The sequence below is a fragment of the Cupriavidus mimosae genome, from assembly GCF_023952485.1.
In the GTDB taxonomy this organism is placed as follows: domain Bacteria; phylum Pseudomonadota; class Gammaproteobacteria; order Burkholderiales; family Burkholderiaceae; genus Cupriavidus; species Cupriavidus taiwanensis_C.
Genome location: NZ_JALHRY010000002.1, coordinates 32,441 through 52,264 on the forward strand (window position 1 = coordinate 32,441; position 19,824 = coordinate 52,264).

Sequence of the window (19,824 nt, forward strand, 5' to 3'; positions counted from 1 at the left end):
GGAGCAAACCGGGACGCCCTCAGGCGCCTTCGCCCTTCGACTTCGCCTCCAGCACTTCCCAGCGCTCCAGCGCTTCCAGCAGTTCCATCTCGATCTCGTCGTGCCGCGTGCCCAGCTGCGCCGCCTTGGCGGCATCGCTGACATACAGCGACCCATCCTCGAGTTGCGCCGAGATCGTCTTCTGCTCGGACTCCAGCGCGGCGATGCGCTCGGGCAATCCGTCCAGCTCGCGCTGCTCCTTGTACGACAGCTTGACCGTCCGGTTGGCCCCACGCGCCTCGCGCGTATCCTTGCCCCTGGCCGGCTCCGCCGCCTTCTGCTCCGCCGGCTTGCGCGCCGCCTGCAGCGCGGCGCTGCGCGCTGATTGCTCGACCCAGTCGGAATAACCGCCCACCGATTCGCGCCAGACCCCATCGCCTTCGGCGGCCAGCGTCGAGGTCACCACGTTGTCGAGGAAGGCGCGGTCGTGCGACACCAGGAACACGGTGCCGCCGTAGTCCTGCAGCAGCTCCTCCAGCAACTCCAGCGTATCGATGTCGAGGTCGTTGGTGGGCTCGTCCAGCACCAGCACATTGGCCGGCCGCGCGAACAGCCGCGCCAGCAGCAGCCGGTTGCGCTCGCCGCCCGACAGCGACTTGACCGGCGAGCGCGCGCGCTCGGGCGCGAACAGGAAGTCGCCCAGGTAGCTCATCACATGCTTGCGCTGGCCGTTGACCTCGACCCAGTCGCTGCCCGGGCTGATGGTGTCGGCCAGCGACTTCTCCAGATCCAGCGCGGTGCGCATCTGGTCGAAATACGCCACCTGCAGGTTGCTGCCGTTGCGCACGATGCCGCTGTCCGGCGCCAGTTCGCCCAGGATCAGCCGCAGCAGCGTGGTCTTGCCGGCGCCGTTGGGGCCGATCAGGCCGACCTTGTCGCCGCGCATGATGGTGGCGGTGAAGTCGCGCACCACCACCTTGTCGCCATACGCCTTGCTCACGTCGGTCAGCTCGGCCACGATCTTGCCGGAGCGGTCGGCCTGCGACACTTCCAGCCTGACGTTCCCCTGCACCTCGCGGCGCGCAGCGCGCTCGTTGCGCATCGCCACCAGGCGCTGGATGCGCGACACGCTGCGCGTGCGCCGCGCTTCCACGCCCTTGCGGATCCAAACCTCTTCCTGCGCCAGCAGCTTGTCGAACTTGGCCTGCTCAACCTGCTCGGCGGCCAGCATTTCTTCCTTGCGCGCCTGGTAGGCGGCGAAGTTGCCAGGGAAGGACACCAGTCGACCGCGGTCCAGCTCGACGATGCGCGTGGCGACGCGATCGAGGAAGGCGCGGTCGTGGGTGATCAGCAGCACGCTGCCGCGGAACTGCAGCAGCAGGTCTTCCAGCCAGCGGATCGCCTCCACGTCGAGGTGGTTGGTGGGTTCATCCAGCAGCAGGATGTCGGGCTCGGCCACCAGCGCCTGCGCCAGCGCCACGCGCTTCTGCAGCCCGCCCGAGAGCGCGTCGACGCGCGTGTGCGAATCCAGTCCCAGCCGGGCCAACGTGGTTTCCACGCGGGTGCGCAGCTGCCAGGCGCCGGCGGCATCCAGTTCGGACTGCAGCCGGTGCAGTTCGGCCAGCGCCGCTTCGTCGTCGTGGTGCTCGGCAACGCGATCGGCGGCGGCCTCGTAGCGCACCAGCAGGTCGTGCGCGTCGCCCATGCCCTGCGACACCGCATCGAACACGGTGATGCCGGGCGCGAACTGCGGCTCCTGCGGCACGTAGGCGCTGGTCACGCCGCTCTGGCGGGCGATCAGCCCGTCATCCGGTGCCGACAGCCCCGCCACGATCTTCAGCAGCGAGGACTTGCCCGAACCGTTGCGCCCGATCAGCCCCACGCGCTCGCCAGCCTCCAGCGAAAAGTCGGTGTGATCGAGCAGGGCCACGTGCCCGAAGGCAAGCTGGGCGTCGGTAATGGAAAACAGGGCCATGGGAAGGAAGGCGAGACAGCGAGGAAAGAAGGGACGGGCCGGCGGCACGGGCGCGCCCGGCGGCAGCCCGCATTGTAGACGACCGGCAGCGCGAGCCGGCCGGGCAAAAAGAAGGGCCCGCGCATTGCGGGCCCAAGAGTCTCTCCTCGGTGCCCTGCTCGCAAGGCACGGAACCAGCATATCAACGGCCCACGGCCCGCTCCAGTCGGACAAGTCCGTAAGGGAAAGCCCCGTCAACGCCGGTCGCCGCGCCGCGGCCTGGTCGGGCCCGGCCAAATTGGTACGGCCAAGGCACTCATGCGAAGATGGCGGCCGTACCCAAGTGCCTGCTGCCCGTCCCCATGACCACCGCCTCCCTTAAATTTTCCGACCTGTCCGTGTCGGCGCTCGTCGCCGGGCTGGTCGCCACGCTCACCGGCTATACCAGTTCGCTGGTGCTGATGATCCAGGCAGGGCACGCGGCCCACCTGACCGATGCGCAGATCTCGTCGTGGATCTGGGCACTGTCGATCGGCATGGGGATCACCACCATCGGCCTGTCGCTGGCATTGCGCGTGCCCATCGTGGTGGCATGGTCCACGCCCGGCGCGGCGCTGCTGATCGCCAGCCTGCCCGGCGTGCCCTATGCCGAGGCGATCGGCGCCTTCCTGATGGCGGCATTGCTGATGACCGCGGCCGGCATGACCGGCTGGTTCGACAAGCTGATGCGCGCCCTGCCCGCCAGCATTGCCTCGGCGCTGCTGGCCGGGATCCTGTTCCGCATCAGCGTGGACGTGTTCGTGCAGGCGCAGCACCAGACCGTGCTGCTGCTGGCGATGTTCGCCGCTTTCCTGCTGGGGCGGCGGCTGTGGCCGGCCTATGCGGTGCCGGGGGTGCTGCTGGCCGGCGTGGTGATGGCAGGGGTGCTCGGGCAGCTCGATTTCTCGGGCGTGCGGCTGGAACTGGCGGTGCCGGTGTGGACCACGCCGGCGTTCTCGATGCCGGCCTTCATCAGCCTGGCGATCCCCCTGTTCATCGTCGCGCTGGCGTCGCAGAACATCCCCGGGCTGGCCGTGCTGCAGGCCGATGGCTACCACGTGCCGGCCTCGCGCCTGATCACCGTCACCGGGCTGGCCTCCGCCGCGCTGGCGCCGTTCGGCTCGCATGGCATCAACCTGGCCGCCATCACCGCCGCGATCTGCACCGGCCCGCAGGCCGATCCCGACCGACATCGGCGCTATACCGCGGCGGTGGTCTGCGGCGTTGGCTACCTGGTCGCGGGCACGCTGGCCGCCAGCATCGCCGCGCTGTTCGCGGCCTTCCCGCAGGCGCTGGTGGTGGGCGTGACCGCGTTCGCGCTGCTGGGCTCGATCGCCAACGGCCTGACCGTCGCCATGCTGGTCCCGGCCGAGCGCGAAGCCGCCCTGCTGACCTTCATGATCACGGCCTCGGGCATGACCCTGGCCGGCATCGGCTCGGCCTTCTGGGGCGTGGTGGGCGGCATGCTCGCCTACCACGTGCTGCGCCGCCGGGCAGCCTGACGGCAGGCCCGGCGCGGGGGCTACAGCAGCAGGAAAGCCAGGTCGGACAGGCCGATTTGCTCGGGCGGCACGCCCTTGCGGCGCTGGAACAGGATGTGCTGCAGCACGCGGTCGCGGTCCGCGGCAAAGGTCGCCGGATCCAGCCGCAGCGCCACGCGCGCGTAGTGCTCGGCCAGCAGCCGGTAGACCCGGTGCCGCACCCGCAGCATCTCGCTGTCGGCATGCAGCCGGCTCATCGCGCTGGTGTGCTCTTCCTCGAGCTGGCGCATGCTCACCACCACCCGGGCATGCATGCCGCGGTAGCGGTCGATCTCCGCATGGGCCTTGCGCAGCTCTTCACGCAGCGCGCGCACGTCCTGCAACAGCTTCAGGTTGTGCTGCACGCCGCGCTGGATGCGCGCGGCCTCTTCCAGCGCCTGGTCCGCCGCCGCAATGGTGTCCTGCCATGGATTCGCATCCGGCGCGATGGCCGGAACCCCAGACCCAGATGTTGCCGACGATGCCCCGACGGCCGCGCCGTCGATGCCAGTGTGCTGCATACCGCTCCCCTATCCCGTGCCCGCCGCCGGCATCGCCATCTCGTGCCGGCTTGGTCAGGCAAAACTACCGCGACTGCCTGGACGACCCTGTTGCCGCGGGCCAGCGTGCACCCGCTTGTTATGGTTCTGATCGTCACATTCAAACCGCCCTTGCCGCCGCGCACAACCACCGCGAGGGAGGGACGCGGCTTTGGCGCAACATGCGCGGGACGCTAAGATGCCGGCTCAGGCCCTTGCCGGCCAGCCTCTTATGCTTGCCATGAACGGATATGTGCTTCTCGCCCTCGCCATCGTCGCCGAGGTGATCGCCACCAGCAGCCTGAAAGCCTCGCAGGGCTTTACCCGGCTGCTGCCCAGTGTGCTGGTGGTCACTGGCTACGTCGCCGCCTTCTATCTGCTGATGCTGGTGATGCGGACCGTCCCGGTCGGCATCGCCTATGCGATCTGGAGCGGCGCGGGCATCGTGCTGGTATCGCTGATCGCAGTGGTGTTGTACCGGCAGGTGCCGGACCTGGCGGCCTGTATGGGGATCGGGCTGATTATTGCCGGGGTGGCGGTGATCCAGCTGTTTTCGAAGACGAGTGCCCATTGAAAGGGCGGGAAAAGCCAGGATCGGTCAGTTCCGGGACGCCGGATTCCCCGCATTGCCGCGCACTCGCCGATCGCCGCTTGAGCCGACGCCAGGCCGGCTAGTTCTGGAACCGGGCGACGCGGGTACGCCCGGCACTGCGCCGGGCCATGGCATGCACCACCAGCGCGCGATGCATGACGAGCTGCTTGAGGCTCGCGCGCATATTTGCCAGCATCGATTCCGCCGTGTCGGCGTTGATGCGCTCGCGCTTCAGTTGCGCGACCCGCAGTTGCTGGGCATCGATTCTGTTGGACAGGCGCTCGATCGCCTGATCGGTTTCGTCCAGATCCTGGAGATCCTCCTCGATGCTGCGCAGGGGCTCGACTCCCGGTTGCATGGCCGCCTCCATCTGAGCGATATGCTTAGGTGATAGGCCAGATGCAAAGTCCTGTGTATCAGGCTCCGTCCTACAAAGCGGGAACTCACCGGGCAACGCGTATCATTCGCGCTGGCAAGGGCATTATGGGTGGATTCGGACCTTGTCCTTGCCAAAGGAGATGCGCCGGCCGACACGGCCATCGCGCGTGTGCACAACCAGGTCGACGCGGTCTTCCTCGGCCTTCGCCGTGCCGGCCGCGATGGCCGCCTCCCGGTTGGGGAAAAGCAGACGGCCCTCGCTGCCGCACGCGCGTTCCACCACCCACTGAAGTCCTTCGATCCGCAATACGTGAACGTCCGACATGGCTGCTCCAAAACTGACGGAGAGAGTATCTGCAGTCGGCCCCGGGGTCGGTATCGGATTTTGTCCGACAGGGCGGATTTGCAACAGCGGAGGTGAGATACGGCAGGCGATAAGGCCGCTGAAAATCCTGGAGTGACGCGGGAGGAAGGAGTTGGCAGACGGTTGCCAAAAGAATCATGGTCCCGCCGACAGGAATCGAACCTGTATCTAGCGCTTAGGAGGCGCTCGTTCTATCCATTGAACTACGGCGAGGGACAGGACTGCCAGGACCGAAGCCGCGGGCGCGGTGATGCTGGAGACGGGCGGGAGTATATCAAAATCCGCACGCCCGCGGCCCGGCGCCGCGGCAGTGGTGGGTGTTGACCGACACCGGCAGGCCCGGGTGTCGGCGCGCATCCAACGCGGCGGCGCCGGCTGCAGGTGGCGGCTGGTCCCCGCCTTGCCTGGAACCCGCGTCAGCCCCGGGATTCCGGCCTGCGCCGATCCCCTGCCCGCCGGTGGCACGCCGCTTGCTCAACCGTCCGTACCGCCGCCGATCGGCGCCTTCCACCGGAGACCGCATATGGCCACCCTCTCGATCAATGACCTTTCCGGCTGCCGCGAACTGGCTCCCGCCGCCATGGCGCGCGTACGCGGCGCGGGTGGGCAGTGGGTGTTCGGCTGGATCCGCCCGTTCGTGCCGTCGTCGCCGGCGCCGCTCGGCACGGTGATCAACTTTTACGAGATCAACTACAGCTTCTATGCTGATCAGATAAACAACCAGTTCCAGAACATCGATATCCGCAACAACGCGCCGAACGCCAACATCAATGTCCAGGGCGACCAGGGTGCCAGGAACGACGGCAGGCTGGTCTGATCGGGCCGTACCCGGGCACCCTCCGGCGCTGGCGTGGATCGTTGCGGATCGCAGCGGAGACCAGCTTGGGTTTCGACTCGCATTTCCGGTGGACCTCGGCGGCGTGCACGGACGTCGGGCGCGTGCGCGAGCGCAATGAGGACGCTTGCCTGGACCTGCCGGGACAGGAAACGTGGGCCGTGGCCGACGGCATGGGCGGCCATGCCGTGGGGGATTTCGCCAGCCAGGCAGTGGTGCGGGCGCTCGCGGCGTTGCCGCCGCAGGCGCGGCTGGAAGACCGCATCGATGCCACGCGCGCGGCCTTGCAAGGCGTGAACCTGGCGCTGGTCGACGAAGCCGCGCGCCTGGGCGTACGCTGCATCGGCAGCACGGTGGTGGTCATGCTCGCCGGCGACAGCCGCTGTGCCTGCCTGTGGGCCGGGGACAGCCGCCTGTACCGGCTGCGCGGCGGCCAGCTGGCGCGGCTCACGCGCGACCACAACCAGGTCGAGCGCCTGCTCGCGCGCGGCCTGATCACGCCGGAGCAGGCGCGCCACCATCCCGCGCAGAACACCATCACGCGCGCCGTGGGCGCAGCGCCGACGCTGGCGCCGGATCAGCTGCTGACCGACGTGGCCGACGGCGACGTCTACCTGTTGTGCAGCGACGGCCTGAGCAACGAAGTCGACGATGATGCGATCGCCGCGGTGCTGGCGCAGCAGGACGTGGCGCAGGCCGCGCTGACGCTGGTGCAGAAGGCGCTCGATGCGGGCGGGCGCGACAACATCTCGGTGGTGGTGCTGCGCGCGGCCGACCCTTGCGGCTCGGACCGCACCCTGGTCAACCCCGAGCTCGACACCTGACGCCTGACACCTGACGCCTGACGCCTGAAGCCCGCGGCGCCCTAGCCCTTGCCGGCTTCGGCCTGCCGGCTGGCGCGGAAGTCCTTCGAATGGATGCCGTGCTTCTTCAGCAGCATCTGCAAGTGCGAGCGGTTCATGTCGAAGCGGCGCGCCAGTTCGGCGACCGTGCCGCCCACCTCCTGCAGGCCACGCTCGAGGAAGGCGCGCTCGGCCTCGTCGCTGGCCGCGCGCTTGGCTTCGCTCAGCGAGGTCGCCATGGCGATGTCGGCGCCGGATGCGCCGCTGCCCACCACCGCCAGCGCGGCGGGCTTCGGGCGGATGTCCTGCGGCAGGTGCGGCAGGTCGGCGGTATCGCCGGCCAGGCAGCTCAGCCGGTACAGCAGGTTGCGCAGTTCGCGGATATTGCCGGGGTAGTCGTAGTGCAGCAGGAAGTCGCGCAGCCGCGGCGTCAGCCTGACCGGCGCGCGCCGGAGCATGCCGGCGGCCTCGTCGCTGAAGTACGACACCAGCAGCGGGATCTCGTCGCGCCGCTCGCGCAGCGCCGGCAGGCTGACGTGGATCACGCTCAGGCGATAGAACAGGTCCTCGCGGAAGGTGCCGGCCTGGCTCATGCGGCGCAGGTCCTTGTTGGTCGCCGCGACGATGCGCGCATCGACCGAGATGATCTCGTCCGAGCCGACCCGCTGGATCTCGTGCGCCTCCAGCACGCGCAGCAGCTTGACCTGCCCGGTCAGCGGCAGTTCGCCGATCTCGTCCAGGAAGATGGTGCCGGTATGCGCGCTCTCGAACTTGCCGCGCCGGTCGTTGCTGGCGCCGGTAAAGGCGCCCTTCTTGTGGCCGAACAACTCGGATTCGAGCAGGCTGTCGGGAATGGCACCGCAGTTGACCGAGATGAATGGCTTGTCGGTGCGCGCGCCGTTGGCGTGGATCACCTTGGCCATCAGCTCCTTGCCGGTGCCGCTTTCGCCGTCGATCAGCACCGGCAGCTCGGTGGGCGCGGCCTTCTCGGCGATTTCCAGCGCTTCGAGCAGCCGGGGGTTGTCGCCGAAGGTGCCTTCGAAGATAAAGCTGCGCTCCATCAGCGCCTGGCGGCGCTCGCGCGGCAGGCGTTCGACTTCCGGCGGTGGCGTGTCCCCCGCCGCGGCGCGGGCAGCGCTTTCGGCCGCGCTTTCGGCCGACGAAGCCGCCTGCACGAAGCGCTCCTTGTGCGACAGGCCCATCACCTCGTCGCGCAGCGTGGTGGCCTGCTTGAGCAGCTTCTCGATCTCGGGCCGGTCCAGCTTCGACGCCCAGCGCAGCGTCGAGCGCAGGATCTCGATTTTTTCGATCAGGCCGGCGAACGACACCGGCGAAGTCACCGAGGCGGGGGTGGCACCCTGGTTGTATAGCTTCATGCTGCGCTCAGTTGCTTCTGCACCAGTTGGTAATACATGCCCTTGCGCTCCAGCAGCTCTTCATGCCGGCCCTGCTCGACGATCGCGCCCTCGTACAGCACCAGGATCTTGTCGGCCTGCATGATGGTGCTGAGCCGGTGCGCGATGATCACCGCGGTGCGCCCGCGCAGGATTTCCTGCATATTGGCCAGGATATTGCTCTCGGACTGCGTGTCCAGCGCCGAGGTGGCTTCGTCGAACACCAGCAGGCGCGGGTCGTGGTACAGCGCGCGCGCAATGCACAGCCGCTGGATCTGCCCGCCGGAGAGGCCGATGCCGCGTTCGCCGACGACCTGCTCGTAGCCCAGCGGCAGCTTGCTGATAAAGGCATGCGCGTCCGCCATGCGCGCCACCTCCTCGATGCGGCGCCGGTCCGGGCTGTCGTCGCCGCAGGCGATGTTCTCGGCGATGGTGCCGGAGAACAGCAGGTTGGACTGCATCACGTAGCCGACCTGGGCGCGGTAGAACGCCGCGTCGATCACGTTCAGGTCATAGCCGTCGACCGTCATCGAACCCTCGGTAGGCTTGTAGAAGCCCACCAGCAGCTTGGCCAGCGTGGTCTTGCCCGAGCCGCTGCGCCCGACGATGGCCACCATCTCGCCGGGCCGGATGGCGAAGCTGATGTTCTCCAGCACATAAGGCGTGTCTTCGCCGCCGTAGCGGAAATACAGGTCCTTCATCACGATCTCGCCCTGCAGGTCGGGCAGCATCACCCGCGACAGCACGTCCTGCGGCTTCTGCTCCGGTTCGAGATCGAGCACGTCGCCAAGCCGCTCCATCGCCACGGCGGCGTCGTTGAGCTGGCTCCACAACGCCACCAGCCCCATCAGCGGCGCCAGCACGCTGCCCATGAAGGCGTTGAAGGCGATCAGCTGGCCGATGGTCAGCTCGCGCTCCAGCACCAGCGTCGCGCCCACCCACAGCACCGCGATGGTAGTGGCGGCGTTGAGCAGCTGGCTTACCAGCCCCACCAGGATATGGAAGGCCTGCGCCCGGTATTGCGCATCCAGCGCCTTGGCGTACTTGCGCTCCCAGCGCAGCCGCACCGGGCGTTCGATGCCCATGCCCTTGACGGTCTCGGCGCCGCCCAGCGTCTCCATCAGGTAGGCCTTGGCGTCGGTGGAATCCGTGAACACCTCGCGCGCGTAGCTCTTGACCCTGGGCGTCACCACCACCGTCAGCGCCGCGATCGGGATCACGAAGGCGATCAGCAGCAGCGTCAGCTTGACGTTGTAGAGAAACATGATGGTGAAGTAGATAAACACCATCAGCAGGTTCAGCGCCGTGGTCACCGTCGATTCGGTCAGGAAGGCGCGGATGGTCTGGTTCTCCTGGAAGCGCGCGAAGATGTCGCCGGTCTTGCGCTTGGCGAAGAACGACAGCGGCAGCGACAGCGTGTGCCTGAAGAAGTGCGACATCATGGCGAAATCCATGTTGCGCACCATGAAGTTGGCCAGATACGCGCGGATCGTCGACATCAGCTGCGAGAACACGCTCGAGATGATCAGGCCCGCGATCAGCAGGTGCAGCAGCCCGACGTTCTGGTGCACCACCACGCCATCGAGGATGTTCTGGATGATCAGCGGCGGCACCACCCCCAGCATCTGGATCACGAAGGTCGCCAGGAACAGATGCGCCAGGATCTTCTTGTAAGGCGCCAGATAGCCGATAAAGCGCAGCCACGGCGAGCGCTGCACCGACAGCTGCGTCATGCTCTCGCCCGGCGTGAACAGCAGGCAGGTACCGCTCCAGCCGCGCTCGAACTCCTCGGCGCTCATCTTGCGGAAGCCGATGGCGGGATCCGCCACCCACACCCAGCGCGACGAGATCCCGTACACCACCACGTAGTGGTAGCCCTCCCAATGGACAATGAACGGCAGCTCGAATCCCATCAGCGAATCGCGCGTGCATTGCACCCCGCGCGTGGTGAAGCCCAGCGATTCGCCGGCGCGCGCCAGGCTGTCGAGCGTGGCGCCCTGCGTGGTGACGTTGGCCAGCTCGCGCAGCTTGCCCAGCGTCATCGGGATGCCATAGTGCCGGCAGATCATCGCCAGGCAGGCCGCGCCGCAATCCATTTCCTCGGCCTGCTCCACCAGCGCGAAGCGTCGGATCAGCTTCTCGCCCAGCTCGGGCCGGGAGGCCAGGTCGAGCAGTACCGGACGCTTGCGCCGCTCGGCCAGCTTCTTTTGCCGATGCAGCTCGCGGTCCAGTACCCGGATGCGCTCCTCCAGCACCTCGCGCAGGCGCGGATTGCGCTCGAGGATCAGCTGCACGGTTTTCTCGGGAATCACCAGCAGGCGCACGTCGGTCTCGGCAATGGCCGCGGCCAGTTGCTCCTGCCGCATCACGCAGGCGCGCTCACCGAAGATGTCGCCCTGCCCCAGCGTCGCCAGCGGAAACTCGCTGCCCTCTTCGCTGCGCACGATGCGCACCGTGCCCTGGCGCACCACGTACAGGCGCCGGTCCTCGCGTCCGTCCTGCTTCAGGATTTCCCGGCCTGCCGCGACGCGCTTCACGCCGACGCTGCGCACCGCGTCTTCCAGTTCCTGCTTGTCGAGCTTGCCGCGCAGGTCGAACAGCCGCGCGACAAAGCCGCCGGCCGAACTGATCGCGACATAGCTGGTGATGAAGGCCAGCGCCGCGGGGTTGCCCGCCACCACGGGCTCGCTGACGCCGCGCGGGATCATCAGCAACTCGGTCTTGCCCGAGGCGCGCACCGACGACTCGTGCCGGTATTCGCGCAGCAGCGCGATATCGGCAAAGACCTCGCCGGTCTTGCGCACCCCCATGCTGATTTCCTTGCCGTGCTCGTCGTTGAACACGCGCACCGAGCCGGACTTGACGACAAACAGGCCCGGCGCGGTTTCGCCGGCATTGCAGACGGTATCGCCGAAGCCGAAGTTCAGCAGCTGCGCGGCGTCGGCCAGGCGCGCCAGCTCTGCCGGCGTCAGCACCGACAGGATCTCGACCGACGCCAGGAACGCGGCCAGCGCCGACCCCGCCTCCGGCTGCTGCGGCGCGGCGGTGGCGGCGTCGGCCGGTCCGGCCTCGCTAGCGGGCTTCGATGACATGTTCCTGCGCCCTGGCCATCAGCCAGTCCTCACGCAGCAGGCGGCGCACTTCGACCGCCACCTCGCTGTCGAGCGCGGCCGGATGCTTGGCGCGCACCAGGAAGACCTCGAAGAACGAGCGGTCGGCGGCCGGGAACGGCCCCAGCAGGTCGCCCGGCTCGGCGTTGAAGACCTTGGCCTCGATCTCGGTCTTGAGCGAGCCGCGCAGCACCTTGCCGATCTCGCCGCCACGCTCGCGCGTGTCGGCAATCGAGTGCTCGCGCGCCATCTCGGCAAAGGCTTCGGGATCGTCCTGCAGGTACGAGATCAGCTCCCTGGCCTTGCCCTCGCTGTCGACCACGATATGGCTGACCTCGATGCTGTCGAAGCGCGGCGAGTTCAGCGCAAAGTATTCCTGCACCGCCGCGTCGCTGCACACCTGCGCCATCATCCGCTCCTGATACAGGCTGTCGGTGATGAAGGTCTCGAACTCGTCCAGGCTGACATTGAGCGCATCCAGGTAGTGGTTCATGTCGGCGGCGCGGTGCAGGCCCTGCACGCGGCGGAACTGGTCGGCGCGTTCCTGGATCTCTTGCGGCGTGACCGTCAGCCCCTGCCGCCTGGCGGCGTGCACGGTCAGCTTGTCGCGCACGATCTGCTCGACCAGCCCTTCGAACTGCCCGGTCAGCTTGAGCAGGCGCACGAATTCCTCGACCCCGAGCACCTCGTCGTCGATACGTACGATGCCAGTCATTTTCCCGACTCCTTTGGCGGCCTGGCGCGGCGGCGCGCCCGTCTGCCCAGATGCTGTTGCTGTGTGCCACCGCGGCGCTAGCCGGCCACCTCGCGGAACGGGTCGAGCCCGAGGTCGATCAGGCGCCGTTCGCGCACCACGATCTCCGCCGTGGCGGTCATGCCATAGCGCAGCGGATACTTGTTGTCGGCCACGGTGTAATAGTCGCGCGCCAGGCGCACGCGGCCCTCGTAGACCGGCTGCTTGTCCGGCCCGCCCGGCTTGGTCGCGGGCGAGATGAACTCGAGCGTGCCGTCGATGATCCCGTAGCGCTGGTACGGGAACGCATTGAACTTGAGCTTGACCGGCAGCCCCTCGCGCAGGAAGGCGCGGTCGCGCTCGGCGATCACGATCTTCACCACCGGGCGCGCATCCTTGGGCGCAATGCCGCCCAGCGGCGTATTGGCCTGCACCTTGTCGCCGCGCTGGGTCGAGGTCACGTCCGTGATCACGCCGGACACCGGCGCCAGGATCAGCAGGAAGTTGTCCTTGTCGATGTTCTCGAAGCGGATGCGCGCGGCGGCGTCCGCTACCAGGCGGGCGGTCTGCACCTGCAGGCGCAGCTTGTCCTCGGTATTGGCGATCTCGCGCAGCGCCGCGTCATATTGCACGCGCAGGCCGGCGAGGTCCTGGCCGCTGCTTTCCAGCTCGGAGCTGGCCTGGGTCAGCTCGCGGCCCAGGCGCGCCTCCAGTTCGCCCAGCCGCGACTGCGCCACGCGCAGGTTGTTCTCCGCATCCTGCGCCGCGGCACGCTTGGCATCGACCTGCGATTGCGAAACCCCGCCGCCGCCGGGCAGCGCCAGCAGGCGCGCATAGCGGTCCTGCTCCTGGCGCGCGAACTCGCGCGCGCGCCGCGCGTTGTCGAGGTTGCTGCGCGCTTCCTGCAGCTGGGCACGCTGCTGCTCGGCCAGCCGCGTGGTGCCTTCGGCGATGCGGGTCTCGTGCTGGCGCGTGGCCACGTCGATCTGCTGCTTGAGCGCCGCCGCGCGACGCTCCATCAGCGCCTTCTTGTCGGGGAACTGCTTCCACTCGCGTTCGGAGTCTTCCAGCTTGAGCTGCGCCTCCAGCGCGTTGGCGGCAGCCTCGATCGCGCCGCGCGCATTCAGGCGCGCCAGCACATCGTCCTTGGACACGGGCTGCCCTTCCGCCACGTAAAGGTCGGCCAGCTCGCCGTCCACCGGGGCATAGAAGCGCCGCACCTCGGACTCCGGCGCCAGCGTACCCTGCGCGGTGACGATGACATCGGCATGGCCGACGAACGACCAGACCAGCCCGCACAGCACCAACGCGAAGGTGGTGACGATGGTCAGCAGGCCCAGGCGCGACGGCTCTGCGCTGAGCAGGCCGATGCCTTCGGCGCCGTGGTCTTCGAGCGCCTCGGACAGTGGCTTGAGGCCGGCGTGGCGGGCATCGTCCTTCATGGCTTCCCCACTGCCGCGGGTGGCGGGAGCGCGGCCGCCGCCGCAGACGCAGGCGCGACCGACTCGGGCGCCTTGCCGGTGTCTTCACCGCCGATCAGCGCGAGCTTGGCCTTGAGCACCGCGGGATCGAGCACCGTGCCCAGTTCGCGCAGCGCGTGCCGCTGCTGCTCGGCCTCGGCGCGGATCTCCTGCTCGACCTTGGCCAGCTGCGCCAGGTCGGCGCTTTCGCCCGCACGCAGTTGCGTGAAGATGCGCATGCCGCGGCGCGCGTCGTCCTGCGCCTGTGACAGCAGCCGCGCCTGCGCGCGGAACTTGGGCGAGATGCCGGGCTCGAGCCGCTGCTCGCCGCCGATCACGCCGTTGGCGCGATACTGCTTCCACGCCGCGAGCGCGCTCGCCATCAGCTCACGCGCGCGACGCAGGGCGCTGTCGCGCACGCCATTGACATCGGCCTCGACCGCCTTGGCGAAATAGCCGTCTTCCTCCGCCTCGAGCATCGCATAGAAATCCAGCAGGCGGTCCTCGTAGCCACGGCTGCCGCGCGCGGACTGCAACGCGGCGTACTGCGCCGCGACCTGCTGCTTGTGCGCCACGTCGCGCGCCAGGTCCTCGGCCCACGGCCCGCCGCGGATCTGCCCGAGCGCCGCCAGCGCGGCAGTGCTGTCGCCGCGTTGCCACGCCCCGGCTGCGTTCGCATACGGGCGCGCCACCTCCGGCGGCGGCAGGCGCGCGCCCAGGCTGGCCAGTTGCGCCTGGAACGGCGGCGTGGCGAAACGGCTGTCGGCCAGCCGGGCCACCAGTGGCCCCGGCCGGCGCGAGCGCAATGCCTGCAGCAGGCCCGTGTAGCGATCCAGGTCCGACTGCAGCCGGTCCAGGCCGGCCAGGCGCGGATATTTCTCGCGGTATTCGGCAAGCACCGGCTGCAAGGCCTCCGGGCGGTCGCGGCCCAGTTCGGCAGCGATGGTGGCATTGAGCCGGTCGATCGCCGCCAGATAGACCGAGGCGTCGTTCTGCAGCCGTCGCACATCGCTGAGCGCATCGGCATACAGGTCGCGGAACGCGGGCACGTCGGCGGCAATGCGCCCGAGCGCGCGCTGATGCGCGGCGGTGTCCTGGTTCCAGTACGCCAGCAGCTGGCGCATCGGCGTTTCGTCGGTGTAGAGCCGGATCGGCGCATCGGTGCCGCGCGTCGCGGCGAAGCGCTCGAGCCTGCCGATCCAGTCGAGCTCGGCCACCAGCGGCCGCGCTTCCGCGTTGTGCGTGCTGAGCTGGCGCAAGCGCGCCAGCACGGCATCGGCGCCGGCCATGTCGCCGGCCTTGAGCCTGGCGGCAAAGTCGGGCACGTACGCGCGCAACAGGGCTTCGGTACCGACGGCCTGGACCTCGATATCTCCGGGATGCCGCGCCAGGTAGCTGTCGGCCGCCTGCGCCGCGCCGGCGTGATCGCCCGCGGCAAAGCGCGACTGCACCGCGCGCTCCGGCGCGCCACGCCAATAGAACGCAGCGCCCGCGACCAGCACGAGCAGCAGCAAGGCTCCGCCCCAGCGCGCCGCGTACCGCGTGCGCGCCGGCTGGTCCAGTCCGAACAGCCGCGCCCCTTCCGCCAGCAGCAGCGCGGCACGGCCGCGCGCACGATGGCCCCCGCGCGCGCCGTCGCCGGCGCTGGTGGCTGCCGCGGCCTGGGCCTCCGCTTCTGCGTTGACCTCATCCTCCTGATGGGCGGCGTAGTCGACGCAAAAGATGTCGAGGAAGGAATCGGGCGCGCCGACAAAGGTGGTGCGGTCGCCGTCGTCGCGGGCGGGAGCCGTGGCGCTTGTGGCAGCCACGGCGGCAGACGATGCGGGCGGGCCGGGCGGGTCGGGCGTGTCTGGAAGCTGCAGCAGCGAACGCGTCGCCGTGGCATCGCCGGCGCCGTCAGACCGCACCTGCGCCTGGTAGACAAAGTGGTTGCCGCCAAACGCGATCAGGTCGCCATCGTCGAGCGGCACACCGTGGTCGGCCAGGCGCTTGCCGTTGACGAAGGTGCCATTGGTGCTGCCCAGGTCCTCGACGAAGGGGGTGCCGCCCTTCAGGTAGATATGCGCATGGCGTCGCGACAGGTAGTTGACCTGGTGCGGATAGCTGTCGCGAAAGCGCGCGAAGGCATCGTCGCCCTTGCTGATCAGGTACGGGAACTGCTCCACGTGCAGCGGCTGCAGCCCGACGTCATGGCGTTCCGGTACCAGCGTCAGCGCCACGCGCGGCGGCTCGGGCCGCAGCGCGCGCGGCGACAGCCGCACCCGGAACGACAGCATCGGCCCGAACGCGACTTCATCGCCATCGCTGAGGCGCGCCGGCTGGCGCGCCACGGCCACGCCGTTTACGCGCGTGCCGTTCTTGCTGCCGAGGTCCGCTACATAGACCGCGCCATGCTCGGCAAAAATGCGTGCATGGCGCCGCGACAGCGGTGCGGCCAGTGCTTCGGGGTAGGCGGCGAAAGGCAGCTCGCTGCGGCCGACCGCGAACAGCGCTTCGTCGATGCGGATCTCGCCGAGCTCGGGGCGCGCCACCGGCGTCAGGAATACATCGAATTCCTGCCCCGCGTTTTGCGCCAGGTTCGGCGCCACGTTCGGCGCCGCATGCTGCGCGAGTTCCCGTGCGGATCCCTGGGCCATTTTCACCGGCATTTCCATGATCAGTGCTTCGTCAGGAGCCATGTTTCCAGCGAGCCAACAGCGCGGCTGCCGCGGCGGCGGGCCAGGGGGGATGAAGCGACTAAGAACATAGTAGGCGACGGCCTAGGCTAGTCAATCGGCCACGGCAGGCGTGGTTGGGGTGGCAGCGGCATCGGCTTGAAGTCAGTGGCTGGCGTGCGCACAGGTGTTACGCAACGCGTTGCTTGCGCCGGCATCACCTTTGCACCGGCACGGCATCGCCGGCACCACCTACTGCGGTGGATTCAGGGCGGTGTTGCGCACATCGGCCTCGGGCCAGCCGCCGCCGAGCGCCTTGTAGAGCGTGATGGTGTCGCCCAGGATTTGTTGGTGGACCGCCAACAACTGCAGCTGCGCGGCCAGCAGCGAGCGCTCGGTTTCGAACACTTCAAGCTGCGAGACCACGCCTTCCTTCAGCTGCGCCTCGATCTGCGCGGATACCACGCGCAGCTGTTCCACCTGCTGCTGCAGCTCGATGCGCTGTTTCTTGTGGGCGTCGACGTTGACCAGCGCGGTTTCGACTTCCTCGAACGCGGTCATCACGGTGCGGCCATATTCGTTTTCCGCCACGCCCACCTGCGCTTCGGTGGTCTTCACCCGTGCCCGCACGTTCGGGTCCAGCATCGGCAGGTTAATGCTCGGCATGAAGCCGAAGGTGAAGGATTTGAGCAGGTCGCTCAGGGCGAAACTGGCGGTGCCGCCGCGCGCGGTCAGGCTGATGCTGGGCAGCTGCGCCAGGCGCGCCTGGCCGACGATGTTGTAGGCGGCCAGCACGCGGTACTCCGCCGCCACTACGTCCGGGCGCCGCGCCAGCAGCTGCGACGGCAGGCCCGCCGGCACCGCCGGCGGCTGCACGCGGTCCTGCAGCCGCCCTGCCGGCACCTTGAGATTGCCGGCGGGCACGCCCACCAGCGTCGCCAGCGCGTTCTCCGCCACATCGCGCGAACGGCGCAGTTCGAGCAGGTCCTTGTTCAGCCGATTGATCTCGGCCTGCTGCTGCATCACGCGGATCTTCGGCACCAGCCCGTTCTGGTACATGGCCTGGTAGGTGGACAGAATCTGCTGGTTCTTGCCCACGGTGCGCGACTGCTGCTCGATCTGCTCGTCGAACTGCAGGATCTGGAAGTAGGTGGTGGAGATATTGGCCACCAGCGTCAGGTAGCCGGCGCGCCAGTCCGCCTCGGTGGCACGGAACTCGGCCGTCTGCGCCTGCACGCCCTTCTCGACCTTGCCCCAGATATCGATGTCCCAGTTCAGCTGGGCGCCGGCGCTATAGGTCCATGTGGACTTCTGCCCGGTGCTTTTTTCGAAGCTCGCGCCCGCGCCGATGTCGATCACCGGCAGCCCGCCGGCGCGGGCCTCGCCGATCTGCGCGTTGGCCACGCGAATGCGCGCCGCCAGCACCTTGATATCGTAGTTGCCGGCCAGCGCGCGTTCGATCAGCTGGTTCAGATACGGGTCCTTGAAGCCCAGCCACCAGTTGGGCTGCACCGCTTCGGACGGCGCCACCGTGATCGAGTCCTGGCGCGACCATTCAGCCTTGGCGGGCGTTTCGGGACGCTGGTACACCGGCGGGCGGAAATCGGCGCAACCCGCCAGCAGCGCCAGGCCCGCCAGCGCGGCAAGCCAGGCAGCACGGCGCGGCGCGCGCATCACCGCAAGCATGGACGGAACAAGAGGGAATGCGGGCACGATGTCTTCCTGCGTGCGACGGCGGCGGTCGGCAGGGCTGTACCGGTTCCGGTACAACGGGGCCGCCACGTCTGTCTGTATTGTGGTGCGCGCGGGCGCGCGCTCCAACCCCGATCGGCACGGGGTCGGCAAAAGCGCCGCGGGGACGCCCCGCGGCGCTGCGCCATCTCAACCATCCTCTCAACGATAGATGTTGTTGCTGGCGTTCTGGTTGGTATCCACATGCGAACGGACATGGTCGAGGAAGGCCGAGCCGTTGCCGTTCAGGTTGGTGACGGACTGCATCTGCGCGATCTCCTGCACGGCGGTGATGCTCTTGTCGAACGACAGGTTCAGCGGCTGGAACACGGCCACGAACGGCAGCGCGCGGCCGCCGCGCACGGCCTGCATGCCCTTGCGGTCCAGGGTTTCGGCGGTGCTCAGGTCGGTGAGGGTCAGCTTGGTCATGATGGTCTCCGGTAGAGGAAGGTATTGCCTTTGGGTTGGGGTTCGAGCATCGGGTTGGTGTCGCGCTCGGGAGGGACAAACGCAGGGACTGTGCCAGCGCGCCCGCGATGCCGGGCTAGATCGCTGAAGTGCCTGTAAACACGGGGGTTTTTCGTTTCCGGCGCGTGGCCAGGGACGACTGCTGCGCGCTTGACGCGGAGCGTGGTGGCGGGAGGCCACCAACAGATGGAAGGATGCGTGTTGGGAGCGGGCCAACAACCTGGTCCGATTCAGGCCGATTCACCAGCCTGCGTGCTGCAGGCTTACTTCACGTAGATCGTGATCCGCTTCGAATATACCGGCGGGTTGGTCGGTATGTGCTTGTCATCGCCCATCAGCAGTTGCAGGGTGTGCTTGCCCGGGGCCAGTTCGATCATGGTCTCGGTCTCGCCCGCGCCGAAATGCAGATGGTTGCGGTCGTTGGGAATCTCCTTGTCCATCGGCGGCAACTCCACGTCGATCAGCAGGTGATGATGCCCGGTATTGGGAAACTTCACGTCCTTGGGCGCCACCCCCATGTTGCGCAGCCCGAACCACACCTTGAACGGCTTGCCGGCGGGCAGGGTCTGGCCGTCATTGGGCCAGCCGATGTAGAGATAGGCATTGGGCGGCGCGGCCGTGGGGCCGCCCTGCACCCACGCGGACAGCAACAGGCTGACGGCGAAGACAGCCGCGGCAAGTAGTCGGGACATGGCGCTCTCCCCTGTTTGTTGATCGGCCTCTGCTGGCGTGCGCGGCGCGCTGCGGCGCTATTTCACCGTGATCGTGATCTTCTTCGAATAGATCGGCGGCTCGAACGGGACATGCCTGGCGTCGCCCATCAGCAATTGCAGCGTGTGCTTGCCCGGCGGCAGTTCGACGCGCGCATCGGTTTCGCCCGCGCCGAAGTGCAGGTGGTTCTTGTCCGAGGGAATTTCCTTGTCGAGCGGTGGCAGCTCGGTATCGATCAGCAGGTGATGGTGGCCGCAGCGCGGCGATTCGACGCCCTTCGGGCATACGCCCATATTGCGCAGGCCCATGCGCACCCAGAACTTGCCGCCGCCGATGACGGCGCCGTCGTACGGCCAGATGATATAAACCTCGGCATTGGGCGGGGCAGCCGTCGGCAACGACAGCGAAGGCGCGGCAGCCAGCGTGGCGGCCGCCAGCAGGCGGAGCAGGAATCGTCTGGACATACGCGTCGCCTCCCCGAGATCTATCCCGAAACCCGATCACGTTGTCCCGAAAGCCCC

Annotated in this window: 17 protein-coding genes and 1 tRNA gene; 4 read left to right on the plus strand and 14 right to left on the minus strand. The window is 68.2% G+C overall.

Going from position 1 to position 19,824, the window contains the following annotated elements; genetic code table 11:
- Positions 1-19: 19 nt before the first annotated feature.
- Positions 20-1,954, minus strand: coding sequence for an ATP-binding cassette domain-containing protein (locus MKD50_RS04145; protein WP_240072392.1), 1,935 nt, complete (start codon positions 1,952-1,954; stop codon positions 20-22).
- A 341-nt stretch (positions 1,955-2,295) separates the two neighbouring features.
- Here MKD50_RS04145 and MKD50_RS04150 point away from each other — a divergent pair, with 341 nt between their 5' ends.
- Positions 2,296-3,474 carry a benzoate/H(+) symporter BenE family transporter gene (locus MKD50_RS04150; protein ID WP_115704682.1) on the plus strand — a complete coding sequence of 393 codons (1,179 nt, stop codon included), beginning with the start codon at positions 2,296-2,298 and terminating at the stop codon, positions 3,472-3,474.
- 20 nt (positions 3,475-3,494) lie between these two features.
- Here the strand turns inward: MKD50_RS04150 and MKD50_RS04155 are convergent, their stop codons facing one another.
- Positions 3,495-4,013, minus strand: a complete 519-nt coding sequence (locus tag MKD50_RS04155; RefSeq protein WP_115704039.1) for a hypothetical protein — start codon at positions 4,011-4,013, stop codon at positions 3,495-3,497.
- 259 nt (positions 4,014-4,272) lie between these two features.
- Here MKD50_RS04155 and MKD50_RS04160 point away from each other — a divergent pair, with 259 nt between their 5' ends.
- Entirely contained in the window at positions 4,273-4,605 is a 333-nt protein-coding gene (locus MKD50_RS04160) for a DMT family transporter (RefSeq protein WP_252666671.1), read from the plus strand.
- Positions 4,606-4,702: 97 nt separating this feature from the next.
- Here MKD50_RS04160 and MKD50_RS04165 read toward each other — a convergent pair whose 3' ends face one another.
- The 3 genes from MKD50_RS04165 to MKD50_RS04175 all read right to left on the minus strand — a co-directional run bounded on the left by MKD50_RS04165 (position 4,703) and on the right by MKD50_RS04175 (position 5,578).
- Positions 4,703-4,981 (minus strand): hypothetical protein, encoded by a 279-nt coding sequence (locus MKD50_RS04165; protein WP_111521460.1) that lies wholly within the window; start codon positions 4,979-4,981, stop codon positions 4,703-4,705.
- Between the two features lie 123 nt (positions 4,982-5,104).
- On the minus strand, positions 5,105-5,326 hold the full coding sequence (locus tag MKD50_RS04170; RefSeq protein ID WP_115704041.1) for a DUF2188 domain-containing protein: 222 nt from the start codon (positions 5,324-5,326) through the stop codon (positions 5,105-5,107).
- A gap of 177 nt (positions 5,327-5,503) precedes the next feature.
- Positions 5,504-5,578: transfer RNA gene (locus tag MKD50_RS04175), tRNA-Arg, on the minus strand.
- Between the two features lie 37 nt (positions 5,579-5,615).
- On the opposite strand from MKD50_RS04175, the gene MKD50_RS04180 reads away from it, so the two are divergent.
- Complete coding sequence (locus tag MKD50_RS04180; RefSeq protein ID WP_252666498.1) at positions 5,616-6,182, plus strand: hypothetical protein; 567 nt, start codon at positions 5,616-5,618, stop codon at positions 6,180-6,182.
- A gap of 65 nt (positions 6,183-6,247) precedes the next feature.
- On the plus strand, positions 6,248-7,024 hold the full coding sequence (locus MKD50_RS04185) for a PP2C family protein-serine/threonine phosphatase (RefSeq protein ID WP_240072393.1): 777 nt from the start codon (positions 6,248-6,250) through the stop codon (positions 7,022-7,024).
- A 41-nt stretch (positions 7,025-7,065) separates the two neighbouring features.
- Here the strand turns inward: MKD50_RS04185 and MKD50_RS04190 are convergent, their stop codons facing one another.
- The 9 genes from MKD50_RS04190 to MKD50_RS04230 form a co-directional block, all read right to left on the minus strand.
- Positions 7,066-8,418 (minus strand): sigma-54 interaction domain-containing protein, encoded by a 1,353-nt coding sequence (locus tag MKD50_RS04190; protein WP_240072394.1) that lies wholly within the window; start codon positions 8,416-8,418, stop codon positions 7,066-7,068.
- Positions 8,415-11,528: a peptidase domain-containing ABC transporter gene (locus tag MKD50_RS04195; RefSeq protein WP_252666499.1), complete on the minus strand. Its 3,114-nt coding sequence runs from the start codon at positions 11,526-11,528 to the stop codon at positions 8,415-8,417. The genes MKD50_RS04190 and MKD50_RS04195 overlap by 4 nt, the downstream gene beginning before the upstream one ends.
- Entirely contained in the window at positions 11,509-12,261 is a 753-nt protein-coding gene (locus tag MKD50_RS04200) for a peptidylprolyl isomerase (RefSeq protein ID WP_252666500.1), read from the minus strand. The genes MKD50_RS04195 and MKD50_RS04200 overlap by 20 nt, the downstream gene beginning before the upstream one ends.
- A gap of 77 nt (positions 12,262-12,338) precedes the next feature.
- Positions 12,339-13,721: a beta-barrel domain-containing protein gene (locus MKD50_RS04205; protein ID WP_240072397.1), complete on the minus strand. Its 1,383-nt coding sequence runs from the start codon at positions 13,719-13,721 to the stop codon at positions 12,339-12,341.
- Positions 13,718-16,417 (minus strand): FHA domain-containing protein, encoded by a 2,700-nt coding sequence (locus MKD50_RS04210; RefSeq protein WP_252666501.1) that lies wholly within the window; start codon positions 16,415-16,417, stop codon positions 13,718-13,720. The genes MKD50_RS04205 and MKD50_RS04210 overlap by 4 nt, the downstream gene beginning before the upstream one ends.
- Before the next feature lie 228 nt (positions 16,418-16,645).
- The gene (locus tag MKD50_RS04215; protein ID WP_115704055.1) at positions 16,646-18,079 is read right to left on the minus strand and encodes an efflux transporter outer membrane subunit; all 1,434 of its coding nucleotides are present in this window, start codon (positions 18,077-18,079) and stop codon (positions 16,646-16,648) included.
- Positions 18,080-18,286: 207 nt separating this feature from the next.
- The gene (locus MKD50_RS04220; protein WP_115704057.1) at positions 18,287-18,553 is read right to left on the minus strand and encodes a hypothetical protein; all 267 of its coding nucleotides are present in this window, start codon (positions 18,551-18,553) and stop codon (positions 18,287-18,289) included.
- 302 nt (positions 18,554-18,855) lie between these two features.
- A complete protein-coding gene (locus MKD50_RS04225) occupies positions 18,856-19,284 on the minus strand; it encodes a DUF4399 domain-containing protein (RefSeq protein WP_092307142.1) in 429 nt (142 codons plus the stop codon).
- 57 nt (positions 19,285-19,341) lie between these two features.
- Entirely contained in the window at positions 19,342-19,767 is a 426-nt protein-coding gene (locus tag MKD50_RS04230; protein WP_115704059.1) for a DUF4399 domain-containing protein, read from the minus strand.
- Between the last annotated feature and the right edge of the window lie 57 nt (positions 19,768-19,824).

Bases quoted from the DNA above. Each gene is read 5' to 3' on its own strand.
- MKD50_RS04210 (WP_252666501.1), bottom strand. From the start codon at position 16,417: ATGGCTCCTGACGAAGCACTGATCATGGAAATGCCGGTGAAAATGGCC.
- MKD50_RS04165 (WP_111521460.1), bottom strand. From the start codon at position 4,981: ATGCAACCGGGAGTCGAGCCCCTGCGCAGCATCGAGGAGGATCTCCAG.
- MKD50_RS04190 (WP_240072394.1), bottom strand. From the start codon at position 8,418: ATGAAGCTATACAACCAGGGTGCCACCCCCGCCTCGGTGACTTCGCCG.
- MKD50_RS04150 (WP_115704682.1), top strand. From the start codon at position 2,296: ATGACCACCGCCTCCCTTAAATTTTCCGACCTGTCCGTGTCGGCGCTC.
- MKD50_RS04225 (WP_092307142.1), bottom strand. From the start codon at position 19,284: ATGTCCCGACTACTTGCCGCGGCTGTCTTCGCCGTCAGCCTGTTGCTG.
- MKD50_RS04205 (WP_240072397.1), bottom strand. From the start codon at position 13,721: ATGAAGGACGATGCCCGCCACGCCGGCCTCAAGCCACTGTCCGAGGCG.
- MKD50_RS04145 (WP_240072392.1), bottom strand. From the start codon at position 1,954: ATGGCCCTGTTTTCCATTACCGACGCCCAGCTTGCCTTCGGGCACGTG.
- MKD50_RS04180 (WP_252666498.1), top strand. From the start codon at position 5,616: ATGCTGGAGACGGGCGGGAGTATATCAAAATCCGCACGCCCGCGGCCC.
- MKD50_RS04230 (WP_115704059.1), bottom strand. From the start codon at position 19,767: ATGTCCAGACGATTCCTGCTCCGCCTGCTGGCGGCCGCCACGCTGGCT.
- MKD50_RS04155 (WP_115704039.1), bottom strand. From the start codon at position 4,013: ATGCAGCACACTGGCATCGACGGCGCGGCCGTCGGGGCATCGTCGGCA.
- MKD50_RS04160 (WP_252666671.1), top strand. From the start codon at position 4,273: ATGAACGGATATGTGCTTCTCGCCCTCGCCATCGTCGCCGAGGTGATC.
- MKD50_RS04215 (WP_115704055.1), bottom strand. From the start codon at position 18,079: ATGCTTGCGGTGATGCGCGCGCCGCGCCGTGCTGCCTGGCTTGCCGCG.
- MKD50_RS04220 (WP_115704057.1), bottom strand. From the start codon at position 18,553: ATGACCAAGCTGACCCTCACCGACCTGAGCACCGCCGAAACCCTGGAC.
- MKD50_RS04170 (WP_115704041.1), bottom strand. From the start codon at position 5,326: ATGTCGGACGTTCACGTATTGCGGATCGAAGGACTTCAGTGGGTGGTG.
- MKD50_RS04195 (WP_252666499.1), bottom strand. From the start codon at position 11,528: ATGTCATCGAAGCCCGCTAGCGAGGCCGGACCGGCCGACGCCGCCACC.
- MKD50_RS04200 (WP_252666500.1), bottom strand. From the start codon at position 12,261: ATGACTGGCATCGTACGTATCGACGACGAGGTGCTCGGGGTCGAGGAA.